The sequence below is a fragment of the Halopolyspora algeriensis genome, from assembly GCF_003337235.1.
Classification (GTDB): domain Bacteria; phylum Actinomycetota; class Actinomycetes; order Mycobacteriales; family Pseudonocardiaceae; genus Haloactinomyces; species Haloactinomyces algeriensis.
On the sequence record NZ_QPJC01000018.1, the window covers coordinates 29,511 to 54,201 of the forward strand.

Below are 24,691 nucleotides of genomic sequence, written 5' to 3' on the forward strand. Positions count from 1 at the left end.
CCGATGAGCCGACACACGCTGAGCGTGCTGGTGGAAAACGTTCCCGGGGTTCTGGCGCGGGTCTCCGGTCTGTTCTCCCGTCGCAGCTTCAACATCGAATCCCTGGCGGTGGGGCCGACCGAGCATCCGGAGATTTCCCGGATGACGATCGTCGTCTCGGTCGAGGATCAGCCACTGGAGCAGGTCACCAAGCAGCTCAACAAGCTGATCAACGTCATCAAGATCGTCGAGTTGGAGTCCGACGCCTCCGTGCAGCGGGAGCTGCTGCTGGTCAAGGTGCGCGCCGACTCCTCGGTGCGCAGTCAGGTGCTGGAGACCGTGCAACTGTTCCGCGCCAAGGTCGTCGATGTCTCGCCGGAGGCACTGACCATCGAGGCCACCGGCGATGTCGACAAGCTCGACGCGCTACTGCGGATGCTCGAGCCCTACGGGGTCCGCGAGATGGTGCAGTCCGGGATGGTCGCGATCGGCCGCGGGCCGCGGTCGATCACCGCGACCGCAGTGCGGTAGGTCACGCGATCTGCGCCCTGGGCAAGGGGATCATTCACAGGAAAGGAACGAAAGACAGCGATGGCAAGCGAGATTTTCTACGAGGCCGACGCGGACCTGGGGTTGGTACAGGGGCGCAAGGTCGCGATCATCGGGTACGGCAGCCAGGGGCACGCGCACGCGTTGAGCCTGCGCGACTCCGGGGTGGATGTGCGTATCGGACTCCCCGAGGGATCGAAGTCCCGTGCCAAGGCCTCCGAGGAAGGCCTGCGTGTGGTGACGCCGAACGAGGCGGCTGCCGAGGCCGACCTCATCATGATCCTGGCGCCGGACACCAAGCAGCGCCAGATCTATGCCGACGACATCGCCCCGAACCTGAACAGCGGTGACGCGCTGTTTTTCGGACACGGCTTCAACATCCGCTACGGACTGATCCAGCCGCCGTCCGATGTGGACGTCGCGATGGTCGCGCCGAAGGGGCCGGGGCACCTGGTGCGCAGGCAATTCGTCGACGGCAAGGGGGTGCCGTGCCTGATCGCCGTCGAGCAGAACCCCTCCGGGAACGGGCAGGCGCTCGCGCTGTCCTACGCGGCCGGGATCGGCGGTGCTCGGGCAGGGGTCATCAAGACCACCTTCACCGAGGAGACCGAGACCGATCTCTTCGGCGAGCAGTCCGTGCTGTGCGGTGGCACCTCCGCCCTGGTGCAGACCGGGTTCGAGGTGCTGGTCGAGGCCGGCTACCAGCCGGAGATCGCCTACTTCGAGGTGTTGCACGAGCTCAAGCTGATCGTGGACCTCATGTGGGAGGGCGGTATCGCCGGCCAGCGTTACTCCTGCAGTGACACCGCCACCTATGGTGATCTCACCCGCGGGCCGCGTGTCATCGGCCCCGCGGTCAAGGACGAGATGCGCCGTGTGCTGTCCGAGATCCAGGATGGCTCGTTCGCCAAGGAGTGGGTGGCCGAGGACGAGGCCGGTCGTCCGAAGTTCAACGAACTGCAGGAGGCGGGCAACGCGCACCAGATCGAAGAGGTCGGCAAGAAGCTGCGCGCGCTGATGTCCTGGACGCAGAAGTGATGCGCCACTGACCCGTGCACGGCGGGTGAACGGAACTTTCGTTGCTTCTGTGCGAGCGAAAGTTCCGTTCACCCCCGGATCGCGGGATGACCACCGCGAGTGACGATAGGATGTCTCCGTGAGCGAGGACAGCGCGCCGATCGACGACAAGGCCCACATCCGGGATCAGCTCGACTTCACCGACGCCGAATGGATCGCCAGCACCGAGGACGACGAGGAGCCCGGGGTCGAGATCGCCTTCGTGGACGGCTACGTGGGGATGCGCAACGGTGCCGATCCGGATGGCCCGGTGCTCGTCTTCACCCCGGAGGAATGGGACGCCTTCGTCGCGGGAGCCAAGGACGGGGAGTTCGACGAGCCATAATGGCGTTGCCCCGTTTTTCCTGCTCAGTGCTGCTTCGGGGGTGCAGGTCGCCGATATCGGAAACGTGATACGGCCAACACCGGAGGGAACGTGTTCTCGGCGCGGCGTTAAACTACTTCACCGTCTCGGCACAACGTTGTGCCCTGCTTCGACTGTGATCTCTTTTTCTGGAGCGCGCCCGTGACCAATGCAAGCCGTCCTGTCGTCCTGATCGCCGAGAAGCTGGCTCCTTCGGTGCTCGAAGCATTCGGGGACGAGGTCGAGATCCGTCATGTCGACGGAACCGACCGGCCAGCACTCCTCGAGGCCGTCGCCGACGCCGACGCGCTGCTGGTCCGTTCGGCGACCAAGGTCGATGCCGAGGTACTCGCCGCCACGAACACGCTGAAGGTCGTCGCACGCGCCGGCGTCGGGCTGGACAATGTCGAGGTCCCCGCGGCCACCGAGCGCGGTGTGATGGTGGTCAACGCCCCCACGTCCAACATCATCTCCGCCGCCGAACACGCGGTGGCTCTGCTGCTGGCGGTGGCGCGCAACGTCGCTCCCGCGGACGCGAGCCTGCGGGCCGGGGAGTGGAAGCGCAGCTCCTTCGGTGGTGTGGAGCTCAACGGCAAGACCGTCGGTATCGTCGGACTCGGCAAGATCGGCCAGCTCGTGGCTCAGCGCGTCGAAGCCTTCGGGACCAAGTTGATCGCCTACGACCCCTACGTGTCGGCGTCCCGTGCCGCACAGCTCGGCATCGAGCTGGTCAGCCTCGAGGAGTTGCTGGAACGCGCGGACGCGATCTCGATCCACCTGCCCAAGACGGCCGAGACCCTCGGCCTGATCGGTGCCGAACAGCTCAAGAAGTGCAAGCAGGGCGTGCTGATCGTCAACGCGGCCCGCGGTGGTCTCATCGACGAGGACGCGCTGGCCGATGCGCTGGGCAACGGCCACATCGGCGGTGCGGGCATCGATGTGTACCGCACCGAGCCGACCACCTCCAGTCCGCTGTTCGAACTGTCCAACGTCGTGGCCACTCCCCACCTGGGTGCCTCGACCGTCGAGGCGCAGGACCGTGCGGGTACCGATGTCGCGCACTCGACCCTGCAGGCGCTGCGCGGGGAGTTCGTCCCGGACGCGGTGAACGTGCAGGGTGGTGCGGTCGGTGAGGAGGTGCGCCCGTACCTGCCGCTGACCCAGAAGCTGGGCTCGCTGCTGACGGCTGTGCTGAGCGGCACCCCGTCCTCGGTCACCGTCGAAGCGCGGGGTGAGCTGGCCGACGAGGACGTGTCGGTCCTTCCGCTGGCCGCGATGCGCGGAGTGTTCGCCGGGGCGGTGGACAGTCAGGTCACCTTCGTCAACGCGCCGCAGCTCGCCGAGGACCTGGGCGTCGATGTCGACGTGAAGAAGGCTCCGGAGAGCCCGAGTCACCGCAGCGTCGTGACGGTGCGCGCCGTGCTGGCCGACGGGACCACCGGCGTGGTTTCGGGTGCGCTGGACGGCCCGAACCAGGTGGAGAAGCTGGTCGAGGTCAACGGTAGGCACTTCGATCTGCGGGCCCAGGGCAGCGTGCTGCTGCTGGAGTACCCGGACCGCCCCGGCGTGATGGGCAAGGTCGGCACGTTGCTCGGCGAGGTCGGTGTCAACATCGAGGCGGCGCAGATCAGCCAGACCACCGATGGCTCCGATGCGATCATGCTGCTGCGCGTGGACCGTCCGGTCGAGACCGGTGTGCTGGAGCCGATCGGTGCGGCCGTGGGTGCCGGCACGGTGCGGACCGTCAGCTTCGAGTGATCGTCACCGAGCGATTGTGAGTGAACGGAACTTTCGTCACTTCTCCGCGGGCGAAAGTTCCGTTCACCTGCTTTTCACACGGTTGTGTGTCCCACCAAACGGGAGAGGGTGACCGACAAGTGGGTCCGGTCTGCTTGGCGGATCAGGGATGGCGGTAACCTTCAGCGCGATGGTTCGGACCCCGGCCGCCGGGGTGATACTCGGGAGGTGTGTGCATGCGGCTCGCTGTGATCCCAGGTGACGGGATCGGGCCGGAAGTGGTGTCCGAGGCGTTGAAGGTCCTCGGTGAGGTGGTTCCCGAAACCGAGATCACCCACTACGACCTGGGCGCGACTCGCTGGCACAACACCGGAGAGCTCCTGCCCGAGTCGGTTCTGGACGAACTCCGTCAGCAGGACGGGATCCTGCTCGGCGCCGTGGGCGATCCGTCCGTTCCCAGCGGTATCCTCGAACGCGGGCTGCTGCTGCGACTGCGCTTCGAACTCGACCACCATGTGAACCTGCGCCCCGCGCGGCTGTACCCGGGAGTGCAGAGTCCGGTGGCCGACCCCGGCGAGATCGACATGGTGGTGGTCCGCGAGGGGACCGAGGGGCCGTATGCGGGCAATGGTGGCCTGCTGCGCAAGGACACGCCCCACGAGATCGCCACCGAGGTGAGCCTGAACACCGCATTCGGGGTGGAGCGAGTGGTGCGGGACGCCTTTGCCAGGGCTGCCGCCCGGCCACGCAAGCATCTGACGATGGTGCACAAGACGAACGTGCTCACCCACGCCGGTTCCTTGTGGTCCCGCGTGGTCGAGGAAGTCTCCCTCGAACATCCCGACGTCACCGTTGCCTACCAGCATGTGGACGCCACGACCATTCACATGGTCACCGACCCCTCCCGATTCGACGTCGTGGTGACCGACAATCTCTTCGGCGACATCATCACCGACCTCGCGGGAGCGGTGACCGGAGGTATCGGCCGGGCCGCCAGCGGGAACATCGACGCCACCCACCGCAATCCCGGCATGTTCGAGCCGGTGCACGGCAGCGCACCGGACATCGCGGGTCAGGGAGTGGCCGATCCGACGGCGGCGGTGCTGTCCGTGGCGCTGCTGCTCGATCATGTCGGCCGCACCGAGGCGGCTCGCCGGGTCGAGGCGTCGGTGGCCTTCGACCTGGCGACCCGGGATCATTCCGCGCCCGGTGCGACCCACGCCATCGGTGACCGCCTGGCCGCCCTGGTCTCGTCCCGTGAGGTGGCTCAGCAGGTGTGAGGGGGGGCGCACCGAAGACGGTGCGCGGCGCTCTTCTCCGGCTGTCTGCCGGTGGTCCACATCGTGGGAATACCCACCCGAGTGATGGTACCGGCGTGGATTGTGGCAGCATACGGGCATGGCCCAGTACACGGCGATCATTATTGGCAGGCGCGCCGGGTGACTCCGCACCCCGGCGCGCAGACCTCTCGCATTCGCGGGGGGTCTTTTTTGTGCTCTCGGGACCCGTACAGGGCCGATCGCCCGGCCACCCGGCGATCACGCTGAACAACACCGAACACCGCCAGGAGAATCCAGTGACGCGCACCACTCCGGCAGGAACCCCCCTGGGAGATTCCTTCCACGTTTACGACACGACACTGCGCGACGGCGCGCAGCGCGAGGGCATCTCCTACTCCGTCACCGACAAGCTCGCCGTGGCGCGCCTGCTGGACTCGCTCGGTGTCGGGTTCATCGAAGGTGGCTGGCCCGGTGCTCTGCCGAAGGACACCGAGTTCTTCCAGCGTGCTGCGGCCGGGGAGCTCGAACTCCGGCATGCGGCGCTGGTGGCCTTCGGCTCGACCCGCCGTGCCGGGGTCTCCGCTCACGAGGATCCGCAGGTGCGTGCGCTGCTCGACTCGCAGGCACCGGTGGTGACACTGGTCGCCAAGTCCGACCGCCGCCACATCGAACGGGCGCTGCGTACCGATGTGGCCGAAAACTGCGCGATGGTCGCCGACACCGTGGCCTACCTCGTCGGTGAAGGCCGACGAGTGTTTCTGGACGCCGAGCACTTCTTCGACGGCTATGCCCACGACCCGGACGCGTCGTTGCGGGTGCTCGAGGCGGCGATGCACGCGGGCGCCGACGTGGTGTGCCTGTGCGACACCAACGGGGGCCAGCTCCCGACCCAGCTCGCCGAAACGGTGACGGAGGTGATCGCCCGTACGGGCTTCCGTGTCGGCATCCACTGCCAGGACGACACCGGCTGTGCCGTTGCCAATACCGTTGCCGCCGCGCAGGCCGGAGCGACGCACGTGCAGTGCACGGCCAACGGTTACGGCGAGCGCGCGGGCAACGCCGACCTGTTCACGGTGATCGGCAATCTGGCGACCAAACTGAACATGCCCGTGCTGCCCGAGGGCAAGCTCACCGAGCTGACCCGGACCTCACACGCCCTCGCCGAGATCGCCAATCTCGCCCCCGATACGCATCAGGCCTATGTCGGTACCTCGACGTTCGCGCACAAGGCGGGTCTGCACGCCAGCGCGATCAAGGTGGATCCCGAACTCTACAACCACATCGATCCGTCCACCGTGGGCAATGACATGCGGATCCTGGTCACCGAGATGGCCGGTCGGGCAAGCCTGGAGCTCAAGGGAGCCGAGCTGGGGCTCGATCTGAGCGGCTCTCCCGAAGCGGTCACCGGTTCGGTGCAGCGCGTGAAGGAGCTGGAAGCACACGGCTGGTCATTCGAGGCGGCCGACGCGTCCCTGGAGCTGCTGCTGCGACGCCAGCTGGCCGTGGCTCCCGAGAGCGGTTCCGGAGCCCGGGATGGCGGCGACATGCCCGACATGCCGTTCGAGCTGGAGTCCTACCGCGTTTCTCTCGACCACCGGCCGGACGGGGAGGCGGTCTCCGAGGCCACGGTCAAGGTGTACGTGGGTGATGAGCGGGTGATCACCACCGCCGAGGGCAACGGCCCGGTCAACGCCCTGGACGCGGCGCTGCGTGAGGCCCTGATCCCGCGTCTGCCCTGGTTGAACGAGGTGGAACTCGTCGACTACAAGGTGCGCATCCTCACCGACGCCTCCGGTACCGATGCCGTGACCCGCGTCCTCGTCGAATCGCGCGACGAGGAGCACGAGTGGACCACCGTCGGTGTGCACGGCAGCATCGTCGAGGCGAGTTGGCTGGCTCTGTGCGACGCTTTGGCTTTCAAGACGCTGCGCCGCCACCAATCCCTCAGCGCCGCTTCCGCCTAGCGTGCGGCGATGCCCGGCACGGTGCGTACGCTGATTGAGTTCCACTGCTGCAAAGGGAGGTCTTGTCTTGCGCCTGGCACGTGTCGCCCACTCGGAAGGCGTCTCGTTCGTCGCGCTGGAGCCCGATCCGGCCGCGCCCGGCGAGAAGGTTCTGGCCATCGAGATCGACCAGCATCCCTTCGGGGAGCCGACGTTCACCGGGCGCAGGTGGCCGATGTCCGATGTCCGGCTGCTCGCCCCGATCCTGCCGACCAAGGTGCTCTGCGTCGGCAAGAACTACGCCGAGCACGCCAGGGAGATGGGCGCGGAACCACCGGAGAATCCCGTCCTGTTCATGAAGCCCTCCACCTCGGTGATCGGCCCCAATGTGCCGATCAAGCTTCCCGCCGACTCCGAGCGGGTGGATTTCGAGGGTGAACTGGCCGTGGTGATCGGACAGCCGTGCAAGGATGTCCCCGAGGCGCGGGGAACCGATGTACTGCTGGGCTACACGATCGCCAACGATGTCACTGCCCGCGATCAGCAGAAGGCCGACGGCCAGTGGACCCGGGCGAAGGGCTACGACACCTTCTGCCCCCTGGGGCCGTGGATCGACACCGCGGTGGACCCGGGTGACCTGGGTCTGCGCACCGAACTCGACGGCGAGCTCAAGCAGGAGTCCCGCACCTCGCTGCTGACCCACGATGTCGCGGCACTCGTCTCCTCCGTCTCGCGGGTGATGACGCTGCTGCCCGGTGACGTGCTGTTGACCGGTACTCCGGCCGGGGTGGGGCCGATGCAGCCCGGTCAGAAGGTATCGGTGTCCATCGACAACCTCGGCACGCTCACCAATCCGGTCCAGCAGCGCGAGTGATTCGAGTGAACGGAACTTTCACCCGGCAAGAGCGCGCGAAAGTTCCGTTCACTCACGTTCCGGCGGTCACCGCAGCGCGGCGGCGGGCGGGCGTTCGCGCATCGCGCCGTAGGCGAGCACGTACGGTGGGATCCTGCGCAGCCACGGCATCTTCGTCAGGGCTTTCAACGGCCGCGGGATCCGCGCCCGCTCGCCGAAGTCGATCTCACCGTGCAGTGCGGGTTCGACGACGTTGTCGTGAATCACACGTTGCAATCGCTGGACGAGCACGGTCGTCGGCAGGCGCCGCCGCTGGACCGCTGCGACGTGCCTGCGTCGCAATCTGCCCTCGCGCAGCGGCTCGGCCAGGTGCCGGGCTGCTGCGACGGCGTCCTGAACGGCCAGGTTGATCCCGATACCGCCGACCGGGGACATCGCGTGCGCGGCGTCGCCGAGACACAGCAGGCCGGGAACGTGCCACTTGCGCAGGCGGTCCAGCGTGACGTGCAGCAGCTTGACGTCCTCCCAGTCCCGCACCAGCTCTCGCTCGTCGTCCAGCCACGGCAGGTGCTCGGCGAGTGTCCGGTTGAACTGCTCGATCGGCTGTGACCGGCCGGCCGCGTCGGTGTCCTTGGCGATGATCGAGGCGATCTGAAAGTAGTCGCCGCGGTCGAGCAGTGTCATGAACGTCCTTCCGCGGATGAGGCCGATCCCACCGGCGGGATCCTCGGGGTGGCGGGGCACTTTGAACCACCGCACGTCCATCGGGGTGGGGAAGTCACGCAGTCGCAGTTCGGGCAGACCGCGCGCGAAGGACTTCCGCCCGTCGCAGGCGACGGTGATCGGGGCACGGATCTCGCCGGTTGCGCCGTCGCCGGTGCGGTACCGCACCCCGTTGATCCGGCCGTGCTCGCGGATCGGTTCGGTGACCTCGGTGTTCATTCGCAGGGTGAAGGAGTGCTCCTGCGCGCCCGCATCGGCCAACAGGTCGAGAAAGTCCCACTGCGGGACCATCGCGATGTAGTTGTACTTGGTCGGCAGGGTTGTGAAGTCGCCGAAGGTGAAGAACTCGCCGTCGGGCCCGAGTGGCACCCCGACCCGATCGAGTCGTCGCTGGGGCAGCTGCGCGAAGCGTTCACTCAGCCCGAGGTCATCCAGCAGCTGCAGGGTCGTGGGATGCACGGTGTCGCCCCGGAAGTCGCGCAGGAAGTCGCCGTGCTTTTCCAGCACCGTGACCGGTACTCCTGCTCGCGCGAGCAGCAGCCCGAGAACCATCCCGGCCGGGCCGCCTCCGACGATGCAGCAGGTGGTTCGCTCCATTGCGATGCCTCCCTCACAGCCTTCCGCACAGCTATTCAACGATCGTTGAATAACGCCAGCATGCGCCCCGGTGGATGCGCCGGTCAAGGGCGAGACGGGGCTGGATAAGCTGGAAGGGTCATGAGCACGTCAGAGGTCACACCCCCGCGCCAGTCGGTTTCCGGGATCCGGGCCCGGTTCTGTCCTTCGCCGACCGGTTCGCCGCACGTCGGATTGATCCGCACCGCCCTGTTCAACTGGGCTTTCGCTCGCCACAACGGTGGCACGCTGGTGTTCCGCATCGAGGACACCGACGTCAGCAGAGACAGCGAGGAGTCCTACCGGGCGCTGTTCGAGGCGCTGCGCTGGTTGGGGCTCGACTGGGACGAAGGGCCGGACATCGGCGGTGAGTACGGCCCTTACCGACAGAGCCTGCGGCGTGAGATCTACAGTGACATCGCGCGGCGCCTGCTGGAGGCGGGAGAGCTCTACGAGTCGTTCTCCACCTCCGAGGAGGTGGAAGCGCGGCACCGTGCCGCGGGACGGGACCCCAAGCTCGGGTACGACAACGCCGACCGCGACCTCACCGACGAGCAGAAGGCGCAGCTGCGCGCCGAGGGGCGCAGCGCGGTACTGCGCCTGAAGATGCCCGAGCGGGACATCTCCTTCACCGACCTGGTGCGCGGCGAGGTCACCTTCCCTGCGGGGACGGTGCCGGATCCGGTGCTGGTGCGGGGCAACGGTGACGCCCTCTACACGCTGACCAACCCCGTCGACGACGCGCTGATGCGGATCACCCACGTTCTGCGCGGCGAGGATCTGCTGGCTTCGACGCCGCGTCAGATCGCGCTGTACGAGGCGCTGCGACGTATCGGCGTCACCGACTTCACACCCGAGTTCGGTCACCTTCCGTTCGTGATGGGCGAGGGCAACAAGAAGCTGTCCAAGCGGGACCCGCAGTCCGACGTCTTCCACCATCGGAATCGGGGATTCCTGCCCGAGGGGTTGCTGAACTACCTGGGGCTGCTGGGCTGGTCCATCGCCGAGGACCGGGACATGTTCTCCCTCGAGGAGATGGTGGAGAACTTCGAGATCGGCCGTGTCAGCTCCAATCCGGCACGCTTCGACCAGAAGAAGGCCGATGCGATCAACGCGGCGCACCTGCGCGCGCTGGCACCGGACGATTTCGTCGCTCGCATCGTGCCGTATCTGGTCCAGGGGGGTGTGCTGCCGCAGGAGCCCACCGAGGAACAGCTTTCCACCGTCCGAGCCGCGGCACCGTTGGTTCAGGAGAGGTTGATCGTGCTCTCCGACGCGGTGGGCATGATGGGCTTCCTGTTCGCAGGCGAGGACTTCGCTCCGGAGCAGGCCGCAGCGGACAAGGCCTTGGGCGAGGACGCCAGGCCGGTGCTGGAAGCCGCGATCGCCGCTCTCGAAGCGCTGCCGGAGTGGACCAAGGATGCCATCGAGTCCGCGCTCAAGGAGGCGATCGTGGAGGGGCTGGGAATCAAGCCCCGCAAGGCCTTCGCGCCGGTGCGGGTGGCCATCACCGGGCGTACCGTGTCCCCGCCGCTGTTCGAGTCGATGGAGATACTCGGCCGGGAGACCTCGCTGCGGCGGCTGCGCGCTGCTCTGGGCTGACTTCGGTGGGCGGGGCGGCCGCAAGCAATGCCGCACGTCCCGCACTGCGCGTTTCAGCACGGACGACCGATTTTACCCGTGTGATCACGGTGATGCGGAGAATGTCGGCTACTGAACCGTGTCAGGAGAGGAAATATCACCACGTTGGCCGAGTCGAGCACGCCGCGTGGGTGCCTAGCCTCACGGAGTGACATCCGCGCTTGAGGTTTCGACACCGGACGAACTCGAACAGATCAAGGCCGTATGCCTGGATATCGACGACACGTTGCTCGACAACGAGCGATCGTCGCGGAGGGGCTTGGCGGCGCTGACCGGAAACGATGCGTCCTGGCCGGTGTGGCGCCGCACCACCGAAGAACATTACGCGCGGTTCGTCGCCGGGGAGACCGACTTCGACACGATGTGCCGGGAACGTCTCCGGGCCTTCTTCGCCGCATTCGGGGAACGACTCAGCGAGGCCGAGGTCGTGGCTCGGGAGCAGGTGCGCATGTCGGCCATGCAGCGGGCCTGGAAGCTGTTCGACGACGCTGCACCGTGCCTGGAGTGGCTGCGTGCCAGCGGCTTGCGTGTTGCGGTCATCAGTAACGCGCCGGGGCCCTATCAGCGCAAGAAGATCGCCTCGGTCGGTTTGGCGGATGTGTTCGACGAGCTCGTTCTCTCCGGTGAATTCGGGGTGGCCAAACCGGACAGGCGGATTTTCGCGGCCGCGTGTTCGGCGCTGGGGCTGCGTCCCGAGGAGGTCGCGCATGTCGGCGACCGGCTCGACCAGGATGCGCTCGGGGCAACCCATGCGGGTATGCACGGTGTCTGGTTGAATCGCCGCGATACCGCACGTCGCTCGGTGGCGGAGACACCTCCGGAGGGTGTGTCGACGATCACCGGCCTCGACGAGTTGCCGGAGCTGCTGGTGTGCGACCTGCCGGCGGCCTCTCTGCGAGGTGCGTCCCCGCGAGGGGCGTGCCCGGGAAGTGAACTGCTCCGGTCCGCCGGATGAGGCCACGGGGCGCGCGGGTGGGCGCCTTGCGTGCGTGTATGGGCGCTTACCTGCGGAATCCTGGTTATGAGGGGGGTGGTTTCAGGCCGCTGTGGGGCATGGTCTAGTATTTTTACCAACAGCAGCGAACAGCACTGATGACTCCGAGTCTCGAAGCGAGAAACCCGGAGGAGTTGGCCTGGGCGTTGCACCCTATGGGGTATGGTGTAATCGGCAGCACGACTGATTCTGGTTCAGTTAGTCTAGGTTCGAATCCTGGTACCCCAGCGAGACGAGGCGGTGAGGCATCGTCGCCCTCGTTTCCACAGGCTCCCGTCGTCTAGTGGCCTAGGACGCCGGCCTCTCACGCCGGTAACGTGGGTTCGAATCCCATCGGGAGTACGAAAGTACGGCCGGTGTGTGAGCGTGCACCGGCCGCTTTGCTGCGGATGACATGCAGTGCCGAGTCCCCGTCTTCGTCGGCGGTGTCGACCCGGTACGGTGTGTTCCGTCCTGCTCCCGTCGTCTAGTGGCCTAGGACGCCGGCCTCTCACGCCGGTAACGTGGGTTCGAATCCCATCGGGAGTACGAAAGTACGGCCGGTGTGCAAGCGCACACCGGCCGCTTTGCTGCGGATGATGGGCAGGGCAACCGGAACTCTCGTCACGGCTTCGGCAGCGAACGGTCCGTTCGCTGCCGAAGCCGTCGCCACCGCAGCCGATCAGGGCGAATCGGTTCGTTCTCAGAGTCGATTCTGCAGACCGTCGGCCGCTGCGAGCAGGTCGGCCGCCCAACGACTCCCCGGCCGCCGTCCCATTCGGTCGATCGGGCCGGACACCGAAATCGCCGCGACCACGTTCCCGTTCGAGTCGCGCACCGGTGCGGACACGCTCGCCACCCCGGATTCGCGCTCGGCCACGCTCTGGGCCCACCCGCGGCGGCGCACCTCCATCAGCGTGCGCTCCCCGTACACCGCCTCGGCGAGAACGGCGCGCTGGGTGGCGGCATCGGACCAGGCGGCAAGGACCTTGGCGCCCGAGCCGGCGGTCATCGACAGCATGGCATTGACGGGCACGGTGTCTCGCAGACCGCTGGGTGGTTCGGCAGTGGCGATGCACCGGCGCTGCATACCGTCGCGCCGGTACAGTTGCACACTCTCCCCGGTGGCGTCCCGGAGTTTGGGCAGCACCACCGAGGCAGCTTCCAACAACGGGTCGACGGCTTTGCCCGCGAGCTCGGCCAGTGCGGCCCCCGAGCGCCAACGGCCGTCCGAACCGCGCCGCAACATCCGGTGCGTTTCCAGGCCCACAGCCAGCCGATGAGCCGTCGCACGGGGAAGTCCGGTCCGCTCGCACAGTTCGGCGAGGCCGCACGGATCCTCGGCGACCGCCTGCAGTACGGCCACTGCCTTGTCCAAAACTCCGATACCGCTATGCTGTCCCACGTAGCGATATTAACTTCTCGTTATTTGGGAAGTCTACTGCTGGGACATGGATTGCGATGTGATCCGTCGCGCGGGTCACCACTGCCTCGATGGGGAGAAGCGATGGGCAAGACGCTCGCGGAAAAGGTCTGGGACGCGCATCTCGTGCGCCAGGGCACGGGCCATGAGCCCGACCTGCTCTACATCGACCTCCACCTGGTGCACGAAGTCACCAGTCCGCAGGCATTCGAAGGGCTGCGGCTGGCGAATCGTGCGGTGCGTCGGCCCGACCTGACGCTGGCAACCGAAGACCACAACGTACCGACCACCGGAATCGATCTGCCGATCGCCGACCCGGTGTCCCGTACGCAGGTGGACACGTTGCGAGCCAACTGCGAGGAATTCGGCATCCGCCTGCACCCGATGGGGGATGCCGAGCAGGGCATCGTGCACGTGGTGGGTCCCCAACTCGGCCTGACCCAGCCCGGAGCCACGGTGGTCTGCGGCGACAGCCACACCTCGACACACGGTGCCTTCGGCGCGCTGGCCTTCGGGATCGGCACCTCGGAGGTCGAGCACGTGCTGGCCACTCAGACGTTGCCGCTGAAGCCGTTCAAGACGATGGCGATCAATATCGAGGGCACCCTGCGGCCGGGAGTGACGAGCAAGGACGTGATCCTTGCGGTGATCTCCCGGATCGGCACCGGCGGTGGGCAGGGATACGTCCTGGAGTACCGGGGAACAGCCGTTGAGGCGATGTCGATGGAAGCACGCATGACGATGTGCAACATGTCCATCGAGGCGGGGGCGCGAGCCGGGATGATCGCGCCGGACGAGACCACTTTCGCCTATCTCGAGGGCCGCTCGCACGCTCCGGCAGGACAGCAGTGGGATGCCGCGGTGGAGTACTGGAAGACGCTGCGGACCGACGAGGACGCCTCGTTCGACGCGGAGATCACCATCAATGCCGACGAGCTGACGCCGTTCGTCACCTGGGGAACCAATCCGGGGCAGGGACTGCCGTTGGGCGAGCGGATCCCCGATCCGGAGCGGATCGCCGATGCCGACGAGCGCTATGCCACGGAGAAAGCGCTGGACTACATGGGCCTGAAGCCCGGGGTGCCGCTGCGTGATGTGGCTGTGGACACGGTCTTTCTGGGGTCGTGCACCAACGGGCGCATCGAAGACCTGCGCACCGCTGCGGAGATCCTGCGCGATCGCAAGGTTTCCGATGACGTGCGCATGCTCGTGGTTCCAGGCTCGATGAAGGTGCGCGAGCAGGCGGAAGCCGAGGGCCTCGACGAGGTCTTCACCACCGCCGGTGCGCAGTGGCGGTCGGCGGGATGCTCGATGTGTCTGGGCATGAACCCGGATCAGCTCACGCCCGGTGAGCGCTCGGCGTCGACGTCCAACCGCAACTTCGAGGGCAGGCAGGGCAAGGGGGGGCGCACCCACCTCGTCTCGCCGGTGGTGGCCGCAGCCACCGCGGTGCGGGGCACCCTGTCCTCCCCCGAAGACCTCTGAAAGAGGCGAAGAACACGTACCAAATCACCACGAGTCCAGGAGCAGTAACGATGGAGCCGTTCACGACACACACCGGCATCGGCGTTCCCCTGCGCCGGTCCAACGTGGACACCGACCAGATCATCCCCGCGGTCTACCTCAAGCGGGTTTCCCGGACGGGTTTCGAGGATGCCCTGTTCGCCGCCTGGCGAAGCGACGAGAACTTCATTCTCAACTCCGAGCCTTTCCGCCATGGCAGTGTTCTGGTGGCCGGACCCGACTTCGGAACCGGGTCGTCCCGGGAACATGCCGTGTGGGCATTGAAGGACTACGGATTCCGAGTGGTCATCTCTTCCCGATTCGCCGACATCTTTCGGGGTAATGCGGGTAAGCAGGGCCTGTTGGCCGCTCAGTGCGAGCAGTCCGATGTGGAGATGTTGTGGAAGCTGCTGGAAACCGAACCCGGAACTCGGGTAACAGTGGATCTTGAGCAGCGAACGATCCATGCCAAGGACCTGACCGTGCCTTTCAGCATCGACGACTACACGCGCTGGCGGCTGCTGGAAGGCTTCGACGACATCGGGCTGACCCTTCGTGAGGCCGAGACGATCGGCGCGTTCGAGCGGACCCGGCCGAGTTTCAAGCCCCGTACATTGCCCGCCGCGGAGAAGTAAAGCCGTCCGAGGCGGTATCCGGTGCGGGCGCGTTTTCGGTCTTGTGGCGGAAAACGCGCCCGCACGCCGACAACCGGAAGCTGCTGCCGCGAAGCCGGATCGTGGGCCGAACGGACCCGATTACGCGATGTCCCAATGGAAAAAGGGGGCGTGGCGAATGGCACACGTCTGTTCGGAGATTTACTGTGGCCTTGAGTCGGCCCGACGGACGGGGCCGTTGTTGTCCTGGGAGGGACGAAATGAACAAGGCCCAACTCATCGAGGCTCTGGCTGAACGCCTCGGGGACAAGAAGACCGCGAACCAAGCAGTAGAGGACATGACCGACCTCATCGTTCGTCATGTCAACAAGGGCGAGAAAGTCAACATCACCGGTTTCGGCGTCTTCGAGAAGCGTGCTCGTGCCGCTCGGACCGCACGCAATCCGCGTACCGGCGAGGCGGTGAAGGTGAAGAAGACCAATGTTCCCGCCTTCCGTCCCGGTACGCAGTTCAAGGAAGTGGTCGGCGGACAGCGCAAGCTTCCCCGTGTCAGTGCGGGCAAGACGGGTGGTACCGCATCGCGCTCGACCAAGAGCAGCACCGCATCCTCGACAACGGGCCGTGCTGCTACCACCGGCTCCACCTCCAAGACCGCTGCGGCGCGCACGACGGGGACTCGGAGCACCGCCCGGGCCGGGACGACCGGCAAGGCCGCCACGACCAAGGCCGGTACCAGCAAGGCGAGCACGACCAAGGCCGCAACGACCGGTAAGGCCGGGACGGCCAACAAGTCCGCAACGACCGGCAAGGCCAGTACGGGCAAGTCGAGCACGACCAAGGCCGCAACGACCGGCAAGGCCGCCACGACCAAGGCGAGCACGACCAAGGCCGCAACGACCGGCAAGGCCGCCACGACCAAGGCCAGTACGGGCAAGGCGAGTACGGCCAAGTCCGCAACGACCGGCAAGTCGAGTACGGCCAAGTCCGCAACGACCAAGTCGAATACGACAGGCAAGTCCGGGACGACCAAGTCGAGCACGACCAAGTCCGGAACCAGCAAGGCGAATGCGGCAGGCAAGTCCGAAACCGGCAAGTCGAGCACAGCAGGGACCGGCAAGACCGGGACGGCGAAATCGGGGGCGGCCTCGTCCAGCAGGAAGTCCACGACGCGCAGCACCGCGAAGAAGTGACCGGCCCGCGCCCGGCGTGGATGGTACGAGCACGACCACGACCGGCACAGGAGGAGACCCGCTGCACAGCGGCTTGTTGGCAGCAGCCGAGCGACCGGAGCCGAGCCGGGCGGTGAACACCGACAACCGACGAAGTTCAGGAACAGGGCTCTGCCAGGTAGTCGGCAGCGGCCAGATGCAGGGCGGGGGCGGCGTTGTGGCCGGAGGGCCGGCCACGCTGGAACGTCAGCGTCCAGACGCTGGCTTTTTTGCTTCGGACCTCACCCGGCTCCAACCCGGATTCGGCGGCCAGACGCGTCACCAGATCCGGGATGACACCTCCCTGACTGCATACCACCGCGATGCCCGGCATCGCGGCGATTTCCAGTAGCCGCTGTACCGCGTCGGACGGATCCGACCAGTAGCCTTCCTCGGACAGCAGCGGTTCGTCACCGATATCGACACCGAGCTCCTCGGCCAGCGGCGATACGGTCTGCTCACACCGCAACCGTGGTGCGGAGTGCACGCGCTCGGGCCCGAACAGCGGCAGGAGTGTGTGCAGCGCCTGCCGCTGTGCGAAACCGGCCTCGCTGAGCGGCCGGAGGGTGTCGTCGCCGCTGAATCGGGAACGAGTGCCCGCCTTCGCGTGCCGGACCAGCAGCAGGGTGGCCGTGTCCGTGGGGAGCCTGTCGAAGGCGTCGAGCACGGACACATCCAGGGCGTAGCTGAGTTGCTCCCGCGCCTGCTCGGTGGTCATCCAGCGCAGCTCGTCCACTTCCTCGTTCGGGAGGAACGATCCGCTGCGGACGCGGGCCGAGAAGTAGTCCACGGATTTGACGGCCCGGCCACCGTCCCGTGTCGGGATCCGGTAGGTCACTTGCGGCAGACGCCGGGACAGGACGCATGTCAGACCGGTCTCTTCGCTGATCTCGCGGAAGGCCGTGTGCGCGATGGTTTCCCCCGGATCCACCTTGCCCTTCGGCAAGGACCAGTCGTCGTAGCGGGGGCGGTGTACCACCGCCACTTCGGTTCCCCCGCCGGGCCGTGCCCGCCACACGACGGCTCCCGCGGCGTGCACGGTCGCGATGCCGTTCTCCGGCCGCTCCCGGCCGGAACAGGCCGGATTCGGCGCGGAAAGTTCGGATACCGGTCCGCCGGCACCGGACTCTCCGGGGGCCGTTTCGTCCGCGCTCATACCACCTCACACCTTCGCACCGTGCTGCCGCAGCATGTCCGTCTGATGGTCTCGTACTCGTGCGGCGTTGCGCGGAGACGCCTCCCAGTCGCCCATGGCATTGAGCACCCAGCAGCGCGTATCGGGGTGCAGCGCCGAGTCGAGCAGCGTGTCGAGTTCGGCGACGAGCCGGGGATCGGTGACCGGAACCTGGGTCTCGATCCGGCGGTCCAGGTTGCGGTGCATCATGTCGGCACTTCCGATCCAGTGCTCGTCGGCGCCGGCAAAGTGAAAGACCCGGGAGTGCTCCAGGAACCGTCCCAGGATCGAACGCACTTCGATGTTCTCGCTGAGCCCCGGAACCCCGGCTTTCAACGCGCAAATTCCCCGCACGACGACCCGGACGGGGACACCGGCCGAGGATGCGCGGTAGAGAGCGTCGATGATCTGCTCGTCGACCAGGGAATTCACCTTCATCCGGATGCCGCACGGCCTTCCCGCCTGGGCATGGGCGATCTCGCCCTCGATGCGTTCGACGATTCCGATGCGGATGCCCTGCGGTGACACCAGGATTCGCCGGTAGGTGTCGTGGCGCGCATAGCCGGTGAGTACGTTGAACAGATCGGTCAGGTCGGCGCCGATGTCGTCATCGGCCGTCAGCAGCCCCAGATCCTCGAAGGTGCGTGCGGTCTTGGGGTTGTAGTTACCGGTGCCCAGATGGCAGTAGCGGCGCAGCACCGCCCCCTCCTGGCGCACCACCAGCGCGACTTTGCAGTGCGTTTTCAGGCCTACCAGGCCGTAGACGACGTGCACGCCGGAGCGTTCGAGGGTGCGTGCCCACTGGATGTTGGCCTGCTCGTCGAACCGGGCCTTCAACTCCACCAGCGCGACGACCTGTTTGCCCGCTTCGGCAGCGTTGATCAGCGCGTTGACGATGGGGGAATCGCCGGAGGTGCGGTACAGCGTCTGTTTGATGGCCAGCACGTTCGGGTCCGTCGCGGCCTGTTCGATGAAGCGTTGCACCGAGGTGGAAAACGCGTGGTACGGGTGGTGCAGCAGTATCCCGCCCTCGCGCAAGGTGCTGAAGATGCTCTTCGAGGTGGTGCCTTCCGCGAACGCCGGGTGGGTCGCCGGGACGAACGGTGCTGCTTTGAGGTCCGGGCGTTGCAGTTTCTCCAGTTGGAACAGGCAGGACAGATCGAGCAGCCCCCGGGCCTCGACGACGTCGTGCGGATCGACGTCGAGCTCGCGCAGGAGGAGTTCGAGCATCGTCTCGCTCATCGTGTCGGTCACCTCCAGGCGTACCGGCGGGCCGAATCGGCGACGCGCCAGTTCCCGTTCCATCGCCTGCAGCAGATCCTCGTCGCGGTCCTCCTCGACTTCGAGGTCGGCGTTGCGGGTGACCCGGAAGATGTGGTGCTCGGTGACCTCCATGCCGGGGAACAACGTGCCGAGATGTGCGGCGATCAGTTCCTCCAGCGGCAGGAACGTGGCGCGGTCCGGGGCGCGCTCGGTTTCCACGCGGATCAGCCGTTGCACGTTGTCCGGCACCTTGACCCGGGCGAAGCGCTTGAGTCCCGCCTCCGGATCGGTGACCGTGACCGCCAGATTCAGGGACAACCCGGAGATGTAGGGAAACGGGTGTGCGGGGTCGACCGCCAGCGGGGTCAGCACCGGAAAGACGTGGTCCTCGAAGTACCGGGTGAGGTGCCGCCGGTCGGCGCTGTCGAGGCTGTCCCAGGACACGATGCCGACCCCGGTCGCTTCGAGCTCGGGCAGCAGCTCGTCGAGGAACACCCGTCCGAGTTTCTCGGTGAGGTCCTGGTTGCGTGCCGAGATCCTGGTGAGCTGCTCGTACGGCGAGAGACCGTCGGCGCTGCGCACGGACAGTCCGGCTTCCTCGCGGCGTTTCAGACCGGCCACCCGGACCATGTAGAACTCGTCCAGGTTGGAGGCGAAGATCGCCAGGAGTTTGGCACGTTCCAACAGTGGTTGGGAGCGGTCCTCGGCGTTGGCCAGCACCCTGGCGTTGAAATCCAGCCAGGACAGTTCGCGGTTGAGATAGCGGTCTCCGGGCAGGTCGGTGCTGGCCGCGGCTCGGGTGACGGCGGGAGGTGCGGCCGGGACCCTGGCCCCCTCGGAGAGGTGCTCGGTGGAATCGTCCTGCACCGGGGCGGTCTCGTGGGCAGCTGCCGAGAGGTGCGTGCCGGTGCGCGCGGTTTCCGGGAACGGATGACCGTGCCCCGCGCTGTCGCCGGAGCGGGGAGTGGCTGCGGCCTCCGTTCCGGTACCGGGGGAGGTTTCCGGCGCCGACGGCCGCTCCGTCTCGGGGGACCGGTCGAGCCGCGGGTCAGTGCTGTCCGTGCTCACGGCTCCATTGTCACGTACCACGTGCTCGTGTGGTTGGCTGTTTCGAGTGAGCAACGCGGTGCTCAGCTGCCTCGCCGCGGTGGAAGGTGGTGTGGTGACACCTCACCCGGCGTAGTCGGTGGCGTGCTGCCGGGCGAGGTGGGCACGGGTGTGGGAGCCCAGCCCCAGTTCGATGGCCGCCTTCAGGTCCACCCCGGTGTCCACATCACACCGCAGGGACTCCCAGGGGCCGTCCAGCAGCACGGCACCACTGTCGCCGTGCGTGGTTGCGGATCCGGGGCCGAACCGGGGGTCCAGGGGCCCGTTGTGCCCGGCCAGCAGCAGCGTGGTGCCGGTGCCCTGGCGATCCGGGCAGAACGCGCGCCGGGTACCGGCGGCTTCCACCGCGGCCCCGAGCTCGTCGGGGCGGAGAGCGGGGAGATCGGCCTGCAACGCGCCGGTTCGTACCTCCGGGGAGCTTCGCCGCAGTACGCCGTCGGCATGGCGCAGGGCAGCATTGAGCCCTGCTGCGGGAGAATCCGGCAGCACTGCGACCCCCGCGGCCCGGAGGGTGGAGGTCAACTCCGGGTCGGACGTGACGGCGACGACCCGGTGCACCTGCGGGGTGCGGCGCGCCGCCGAAACCGTGTCCAGTGTCACAGCCGTGACGAGCGAGGCATGCGCCCGCGATCGGCCGCGTTCACGGCCGACGGCACCGAGCAGACGTGATTTGGCGAGATGGAGTGGTTTGATCGGCACGAGGAGGTGTAGTCCTGCGGTCACGGAAGCCATCGTGCTCTTTCGTGGCGCGGGTTTGCCACGAAGCGGTGTGGTCGTGCGGAGCTCCCGTCTCTCGGGCGGGTAATTTGGCACCCGCTCGCGAGGCGTAAAGGAGTTGGCGTGACGAAACCGAGAAGTCTCAGGCGCGTGCGCAAGCAGACCAGAGAACGGGGACGAAAGGGCCTGGGCAAGCTCTGGCTCGGACTCGCCGTGATGGTGTTCTACCCGCTGCAGGCACTGCTGGCCCGGACGAGGCTGGTCGGATTGGAGCGCCTTCCCGCCGAGGGGCCGGTGCTGCTGGTGCTCAATCACGTGTCACATCTGGATCCGGTCTACGATGCGGTGACCGTGCATCGTGCCGGTCGGCTACCGCGATTTCTGGCCAAGAACACCCTGTGGAACGTCCCGCTGCTGCGCGGCGTGCTGTCCGGGGTGGAGCAGATTCCGGTGTACCGGGGGACCACGGACGCGCAGAAGAGCCTCCAGGAGGCGCACCGGGCGCTGGGCGAGAACAAGGTGATCCTGATCTATCCGGACGGAACCATCACCAGGGATCCCCGGGGATGGCCGATGACACCGAAGGTGGGCGTGGCTCGGCTGGCGCTGGAGCACGACGTGCCCGTCATCCCGGTCGCCCGGTGGGGAACGCGGGAGGTCTACGACCACTACAACAAGAAATTCCGCCCCCTGCCGCGCAAGGAAGTCACCATCAAGTTCGGTGAGCCGATCGATCTGTCGGCCTATCGCGCGAAGGAGGAGGACCCCCGCCTCCTGCGGGAAGTGGCCGATCTGGCGATGCAACGTGTCCGGGAGCTGCTCGGCGAGATCCGCGAGGAACAGCCTCCGCACGAGTTCTACTCGAGCACTCCCAAGCGCAATCCGAGTGGTGACGATGCCTGAGCGGTCCGCATTCCCCGCAGGCGCCGTGCGGAAGGTGGCGGTGCTGGGATCGGGTTCCTGGGGCACCACGTTCGCGAAGGTGCTCGCCGACGCGGGTAGCACCGTGACGCTGTGGGCCCGGCGAACCGAAGTGGCCTCGACGATCAACGAAACCCGGCTGAACCGGGAGTACCTGCCGGGCGTGGTGCTGCCGGAGTCGCTGCGAGCCACCGACGACGCCGCCGAGGCGATGCACGATGCCGATGCCGTGGTGCTGGCCGTTCCCAGTCAGACCCTGCGGGAGAACCTGGCGGGGTGGCAACCGCTGCTGCCGCCGGGGGCGACGCTGGTCAGCCTCGCCAAGGGCGTGGAGCTGAGCACGCTGCGGCGGATGAGCGAGGTCGTCGGCGAGGTCGCCGACGTGCCGATGGATCGGGTCGCGGTCGTCTCCGGTCCCAACCTCGCGAAGGAGATCGCCGACGAGCAGCCCACCGCGACGGTCGTTGCGTGCAGCGACCACGATCGGGCGGTCGCCCTGCAGCAGGCTTGCTCGACGGGCTATTTCCGCCCGTACACCAACACCGATCTCGTGGGCGTGGAACTGGCCGGTGCCTGCAAGAACGTGATCGCCCTGGCCTGCGGGATGGCCTCGGGGCTGGGCTACGGGTCGAATACGATGTCGACGCTGATCACCCGCGGGCTCGCCGAGACCACCCGGCTCGGCTGGGCGCTGGGGGCCGAGCCGATGACGTTCGCGGGCCTGGCCGGGATGGGCGATCTGGTGGCCACCTGCGCGTCCCCGTTGTCCCGGAATCGCACGTTCGGTGAGCGACTGGGCCGCGGGGAGACCCTGGCGCAGGCGCAGGAGGCCGCGCACGGGCAGGTTGCCGAGGGAGTGAAGTCCTGCTCGTCGCTGCGTGAACTGGCCGCGCGGCACGGGGTCGAGATGCCGATCACCGAGGTCGTGCACCGGGTGTGTCACGAAGGGCTCGCCCCGGCTCCCGCGGCGGCTCAGTTGCTGGACCGCAAGCGCAAACCGGAATGAGACCGCGAGGCCGGGGTTTCCCCGCTGCCGGAATCGGAGAGGAAGCACTGTGACCACCGGAGAACTCGGCGACGGCACGCGGTGCGTGCAGGGCGGGCATCCGGAGCCGGTGGCGGGGAAACCGCTGCTGCCGGGACCCGTGTTCGCCGCGCCGTACCACCTCGGCGGCTCCGACCGTGCCGCGGACACCGATTTCTACGGTCGTGCGGGCAATCCGACGTGGCGGGCTCTGGAATCCGCGATCGGTGATCTCGAGGGTGGCCACTGTGTCCTCCTGCCGTCGGGGATGGCGGCCATCAGCACCCTGCTTCGCGCGGTGCTGGAGCCGGGTGACGCCGTGGTGCTGCCGACCGACGGGTACTACGCGACCCGGCAGTTCGTGCACGACGAGCTCGCCGAGCTGGGGCTCGACATCCGCGAGATCCCCACACCGGGCCCGTGGCCGGACGGGGTCTTCGACGGGGTACGCCTGGTGTTGCTGGAAACCCCGTCCAATCCGGGCCTGGACGTGTGCGACATCGCCGCACTCGCCGAGCGCGCGCACAGCGCCGGGGCGTGGGTGGCGGTCGACAACACCACGGCGACCCCGCTGGGGCAGCGCCCGCTGGAGTTGGGGGCCGACGCCGTTCTCGCCAGTGACACCAAGGCACTGTCCGGACACAGTGATGTCCTGCTCGGTCATGTTTCGGTGCGTGACAGCGCGCTCGCGGACCGCTTGGTCCGGGCGCGCACGCTGTCCGGGGCGATCCCGGGGCCGTTCGAGTCGTGGCTGGCGCACCGGAGTATGGGAACCCTCGATCTGCGGCTGGCTCGGCAGGCCGAGAACGCGGCCGCGCTCGTCGACGCGCTGCGTGGGCATCCGGCGGTGTCCGGACTGCGCTGGCCCGGGATGCCCGAGGATCCTTCGCACGAACTCGCCCGGCGGCAGATGCGGCGCTGGGGCGGGGTGTTCCGTTTCGAGCTCGCCGATGCCCGGGCCGTCGAGGAGTTCCTGCGGCGCAGCCGGCTCGTGGTGGGTGCCACCAGCTTCGGTGGTGTGCACAGCACCATCGACCGGCGTGCACAGTGGGGAGATCCGGTGCCGGAGGGTTTCGTGCGGTTCTCCGCCGGGTGTGAGGACAGCGCCGACCTCGTGGCCGACGTGGTGAACGCGCTCGGCTGAAACGCGGCGGGTGGTGTGTGAAACCGCGGAAAACCGATGACACCGAGGTGTGAGATCCCGCTCGACCTGCGGTGACGACTTGACTTGATGGTGCAGGGCTGGTTCAGTTCTTGGCGTGTTGATGCGCGTGATGAGCAGCAGGCGGGGTCACATCGACCTGCGTCGCGTGGCCAGCGCGCTCTGTCCTTGCCGCTGATCGTCTCCGTCACGCGGCGTGATCCGTGATCCGTGTGGCTGTTCACCCGCCCTCCGCCGCTGTTTCCGCGGCGCCCGATCTCCAAGGACTGTTCAAGCGTGTTCGCTGTCCCGGCCAATACCGTTGCCCTGCCTGCCCATCGCGCGATCGCGCATCCGGTGCGGATCGCGCGCGATCTCGCCGGCGACCGGCACACCTGGGCGCATCTCGTGCGCTACGACCCCGATGGGCGCTGGTTCACCGTGCTCGAGCGCACCGACGAGCACGAGGCCTGGCTGATGAGCTGGCTTCCGGGCCAGCACACCGACCTGCACGACCACGGCGGCGCCGCAGGCGGGTTCACCATCGTCTCCGGAGCGCTGTCGGAGCGGGCGATCCGGATGGACACCGCGGGGCGGCCGGTGGAGGCGCTGCACTCGCTGGTGGCAGGCCATTCCCGCGCGTTCGGACCGAACTACGTGCACCAGGTGCGCAACGACGGCCCGGATCCGGCGATCAGCATCCACGTCTACCGGCCCGCCCGCGCTCCCATGAACGTGTACACCATGGATCCGGTCTCCGGGATCGTGCCCGACGAGTCCACCTAGATGCAATACCGCTGATTTAGGTTGGGTGTGGCTGGTAGTGTGTGTTCATGCCCAGGCCTGGTCAGGTGACGTCGTCGTCGCGGGAGCGGTTGCCGGA

The 24,691-nt window shown here is 67.3% G+C and carries 21 protein-coding genes and 3 tRNA genes; 19 read left to right on the forward strand and 5 right to left on the reverse strand.

The features are described from left to right. The first annotated feature begins 3 nt into the window (after positions 1 to 3). The 7 genes from ilvN to DFQ14_RS20155 all read left to right on the forward strand — a co-directional run bounded on the left by ilvN (position 4) and on the right by DFQ14_RS20155 (position 7,782). Positions 4 to 510: an acetolactate synthase small subunit gene (ilvN, locus tag DFQ14_RS20125; protein ID WP_114454904.1), complete on the forward strand. Its 507-nt coding sequence runs from the start codon at positions 4 to 6 to the stop codon at positions 508 to 510. 60 nt (positions 511 to 570) lie between these two features. Beyond that, complete coding sequence (gene ilvC, locus DFQ14_RS20130) at positions 571 to 1,566, forward strand: ketol-acid reductoisomerase (RefSeq protein ID WP_114454905.1); 996 nt, start codon at positions 571 to 573, stop codon at positions 1,564 to 1,566. 118 nt (positions 1,567 to 1,684) lie between these two features. Continuing rightward, on the forward strand, positions 1,685 to 1,930 hold the full coding sequence (locus DFQ14_RS20135; RefSeq protein WP_114454906.1) for a DUF397 domain-containing protein: 246 nt from the start codon (positions 1,685 to 1,687) through the stop codon (positions 1,928 to 1,930). Between the two features lie 180 nt (positions 1,931 to 2,110). Next, positions 2,111 to 3,706, forward strand: a complete 1,596-nt coding sequence (gene serA, locus DFQ14_RS20140; protein ID WP_114454907.1) for a phosphoglycerate dehydrogenase — start codon at positions 2,111 to 2,113, stop codon at positions 3,704 to 3,706. A gap of 215 nt (positions 3,707 to 3,921) precedes the next feature. After that, positions 3,922 to 4,965 (forward strand): 3-isopropylmalate dehydrogenase, encoded by a 1,044-nt coding sequence (locus DFQ14_RS20145; protein WP_114454908.1) that lies wholly within the window; start codon positions 3,922 to 3,924, stop codon positions 4,963 to 4,965. Between the two features lie 296 nt (positions 4,966 to 5,261). Continuing rightward, entirely contained in the window at positions 5,262 to 6,929 is a 1,668-nt protein-coding gene (gene cimA, locus DFQ14_RS20150) for a citramalate synthase (RefSeq protein ID WP_114454909.1), read from the forward strand. Positions 6,930 to 6,996: 67 nt separating this feature from the next. Next, on the forward strand, positions 6,997 to 7,782 hold the full coding sequence (locus DFQ14_RS20155; protein ID WP_114454910.1) for a fumarylacetoacetate hydrolase family protein: 786 nt from the start codon (positions 6,997 to 6,999) through the stop codon (positions 7,780 to 7,782). 66 nt (positions 7,783 to 7,848) lie between these two features. Here the strand turns inward: DFQ14_RS20155 and DFQ14_RS20160 are convergent, their stop codons facing one another. Beyond that, the gene (locus DFQ14_RS20160; protein WP_114454911.1) at positions 7,849 to 9,081 is read right to left on the reverse strand and encodes an FAD-dependent oxidoreductase; all 1,233 of its coding nucleotides are present in this window, start codon (positions 9,079 to 9,081) and stop codon (positions 7,849 to 7,851) included. A 120-nt stretch (positions 9,082 to 9,201) separates the two neighbouring features. Here DFQ14_RS20160 and gltX point away from each other — a divergent pair, with 120 nt between their 5' ends. From gltX to DFQ14_RS20185, 5 genes are all read left to right on the forward strand, one after another. Continuing rightward, positions 9,202 to 10,701, forward strand: a complete 1,500-nt coding sequence (gltX, locus tag DFQ14_RS20165) for a glutamate--tRNA ligase (protein ID WP_114454912.1) — start codon at positions 9,202 to 9,204, stop codon at positions 10,699 to 10,701. Positions 10,702 to 10,888: 187 nt separating this feature from the next. Next, positions 10,889 to 11,695, forward strand: coding sequence for an HAD family hydrolase (locus DFQ14_RS20170; RefSeq protein ID WP_114454913.1), 807 nt, complete (start codon positions 10,889 to 10,891; stop codon positions 11,693 to 11,695). A 195-nt stretch (positions 11,696 to 11,890) separates the two neighbouring features. After that, positions 11,891 to 11,962, forward strand: a tRNA-Gln gene (locus tag DFQ14_RS20175). 41 nt (positions 11,963 to 12,003) lie between these two features. Beyond that, positions 12,004 to 12,076: transfer RNA gene (locus tag DFQ14_RS20180), tRNA-Glu, on the forward strand. Between the two features lie 113 nt (positions 12,077 to 12,189). Beyond that, positions 12,190 to 12,262, forward strand: a tRNA-Glu gene (locus tag DFQ14_RS20185). Between the two features lie 154 nt (positions 12,263 to 12,416). On the opposite strand, the gene DFQ14_RS20190 is transcribed toward DFQ14_RS20185, so the two are convergent. Continuing rightward, entirely contained in the window at positions 12,417 to 13,118 is a 702-nt protein-coding gene (locus tag DFQ14_RS20190; RefSeq protein ID WP_170206321.1) for an IclR family transcriptional regulator, read from the reverse strand. 102 nt (positions 13,119 to 13,220) lie between these two features. On the opposite strand from DFQ14_RS20190, the gene leuC reads away from it, so the two are divergent. The 3 genes from leuC (at position 13,221) to DFQ14_RS20205 (ending at position 16,443) form a co-directional block, all read left to right on the forward strand. Then, positions 13,221 to 14,621: a 3-isopropylmalate dehydratase large subunit gene (gene leuC / locus DFQ14_RS20195; RefSeq protein WP_114454914.1), complete on the forward strand. Its 1,401-nt coding sequence runs from the start codon at positions 13,221 to 13,223 to the stop codon at positions 14,619 to 14,621. Positions 14,622 to 14,671: 50 nt separating this feature from the next. After that, positions 14,672 to 15,274, forward strand: a complete 603-nt coding sequence (gene leuD, locus DFQ14_RS20200) for a 3-isopropylmalate dehydratase small subunit (RefSeq protein WP_114454915.1) — start codon at positions 14,672 to 14,674, stop codon at positions 15,272 to 15,274. 239 nt (positions 15,275 to 15,513) lie between these two features. After that, positions 15,514 to 16,443, forward strand: coding sequence for an HU family DNA-binding protein (locus tag DFQ14_RS20205; RefSeq protein ID WP_114454916.1), 930 nt, complete (start codon positions 15,514 to 15,516; stop codon positions 16,441 to 16,443). A 136-nt stretch (positions 16,444 to 16,579) separates the two neighbouring features. Here DFQ14_RS20205 and DFQ14_RS20210 read toward each other — a convergent pair whose 3' ends face one another. From DFQ14_RS20210 to cofC, 3 genes are all read right to left on the reverse strand, one after another. Beyond that, on the reverse strand, positions 16,580 to 17,617 hold the full coding sequence (locus DFQ14_RS20210) for an NUDIX hydrolase (RefSeq protein WP_114454917.1): 1,038 nt from the start codon (positions 17,615 to 17,617) through the stop codon (positions 16,580 to 16,582). Positions 17,618 to 17,623: 6 nt separating this feature from the next. After that, the gene (locus DFQ14_RS20215; protein WP_420810202.1) at positions 17,624 to 19,966 is read right to left on the reverse strand and encodes an RNA degradosome polyphosphate kinase; all 2,343 of its coding nucleotides are present in this window, start codon (positions 19,964 to 19,966) and stop codon (positions 17,624 to 17,626) included. A gap of 102 nt (positions 19,967 to 20,068) precedes the next feature. Further along, on the reverse strand, positions 20,069 to 20,737 hold the full coding sequence (gene cofC, locus DFQ14_RS20220) for a 2-phospho-L-lactate guanylyltransferase (RefSeq protein WP_420810203.1): 669 nt from the start codon (positions 20,735 to 20,737) through the stop codon (positions 20,069 to 20,071). Between the two features lie 108 nt (positions 20,738 to 20,845). Between cofC and DFQ14_RS20225 the strand changes: the two genes are divergently transcribed. From DFQ14_RS20225 to DFQ14_RS20240, 4 genes are all read left to right on the forward strand, one after another. Continuing rightward, positions 20,846 to 21,625, forward strand: a complete 780-nt coding sequence (locus DFQ14_RS20225) for a lysophospholipid acyltransferase family protein (protein ID WP_114454918.1) — start codon at positions 20,846 to 20,848, stop codon at positions 21,623 to 21,625. Then, on the forward strand, positions 21,618 to 22,649 hold the full coding sequence (locus DFQ14_RS20230; protein WP_114454930.1) for an NAD(P)H-dependent glycerol-3-phosphate dehydrogenase: 1,032 nt from the start codon (positions 21,618 to 21,620) through the stop codon (positions 22,647 to 22,649). The genes DFQ14_RS20225 and DFQ14_RS20230 overlap by 8 nt, the downstream gene beginning before the upstream one ends. A 49-nt stretch (positions 22,650 to 22,698) precedes the next feature. After that, positions 22,699 to 23,811, forward strand: a complete 1,113-nt coding sequence (locus tag DFQ14_RS20235) for a cystathionine gamma-lyase (protein WP_114454919.1) — start codon at positions 22,699 to 22,701, stop codon at positions 23,809 to 23,811. 294 nt (positions 23,812 to 24,105) lie between these two features. Next, the gene (locus tag DFQ14_RS20240; RefSeq protein WP_114454920.1) at positions 24,106 to 24,594 is read left to right on the forward strand and encodes a cysteine dioxygenase; all 489 of its coding nucleotides are present in this window, start codon (positions 24,106 to 24,108) and stop codon (positions 24,592 to 24,594) included. Positions 24,595 to 24,691: the final 97 nt, after the last annotated feature.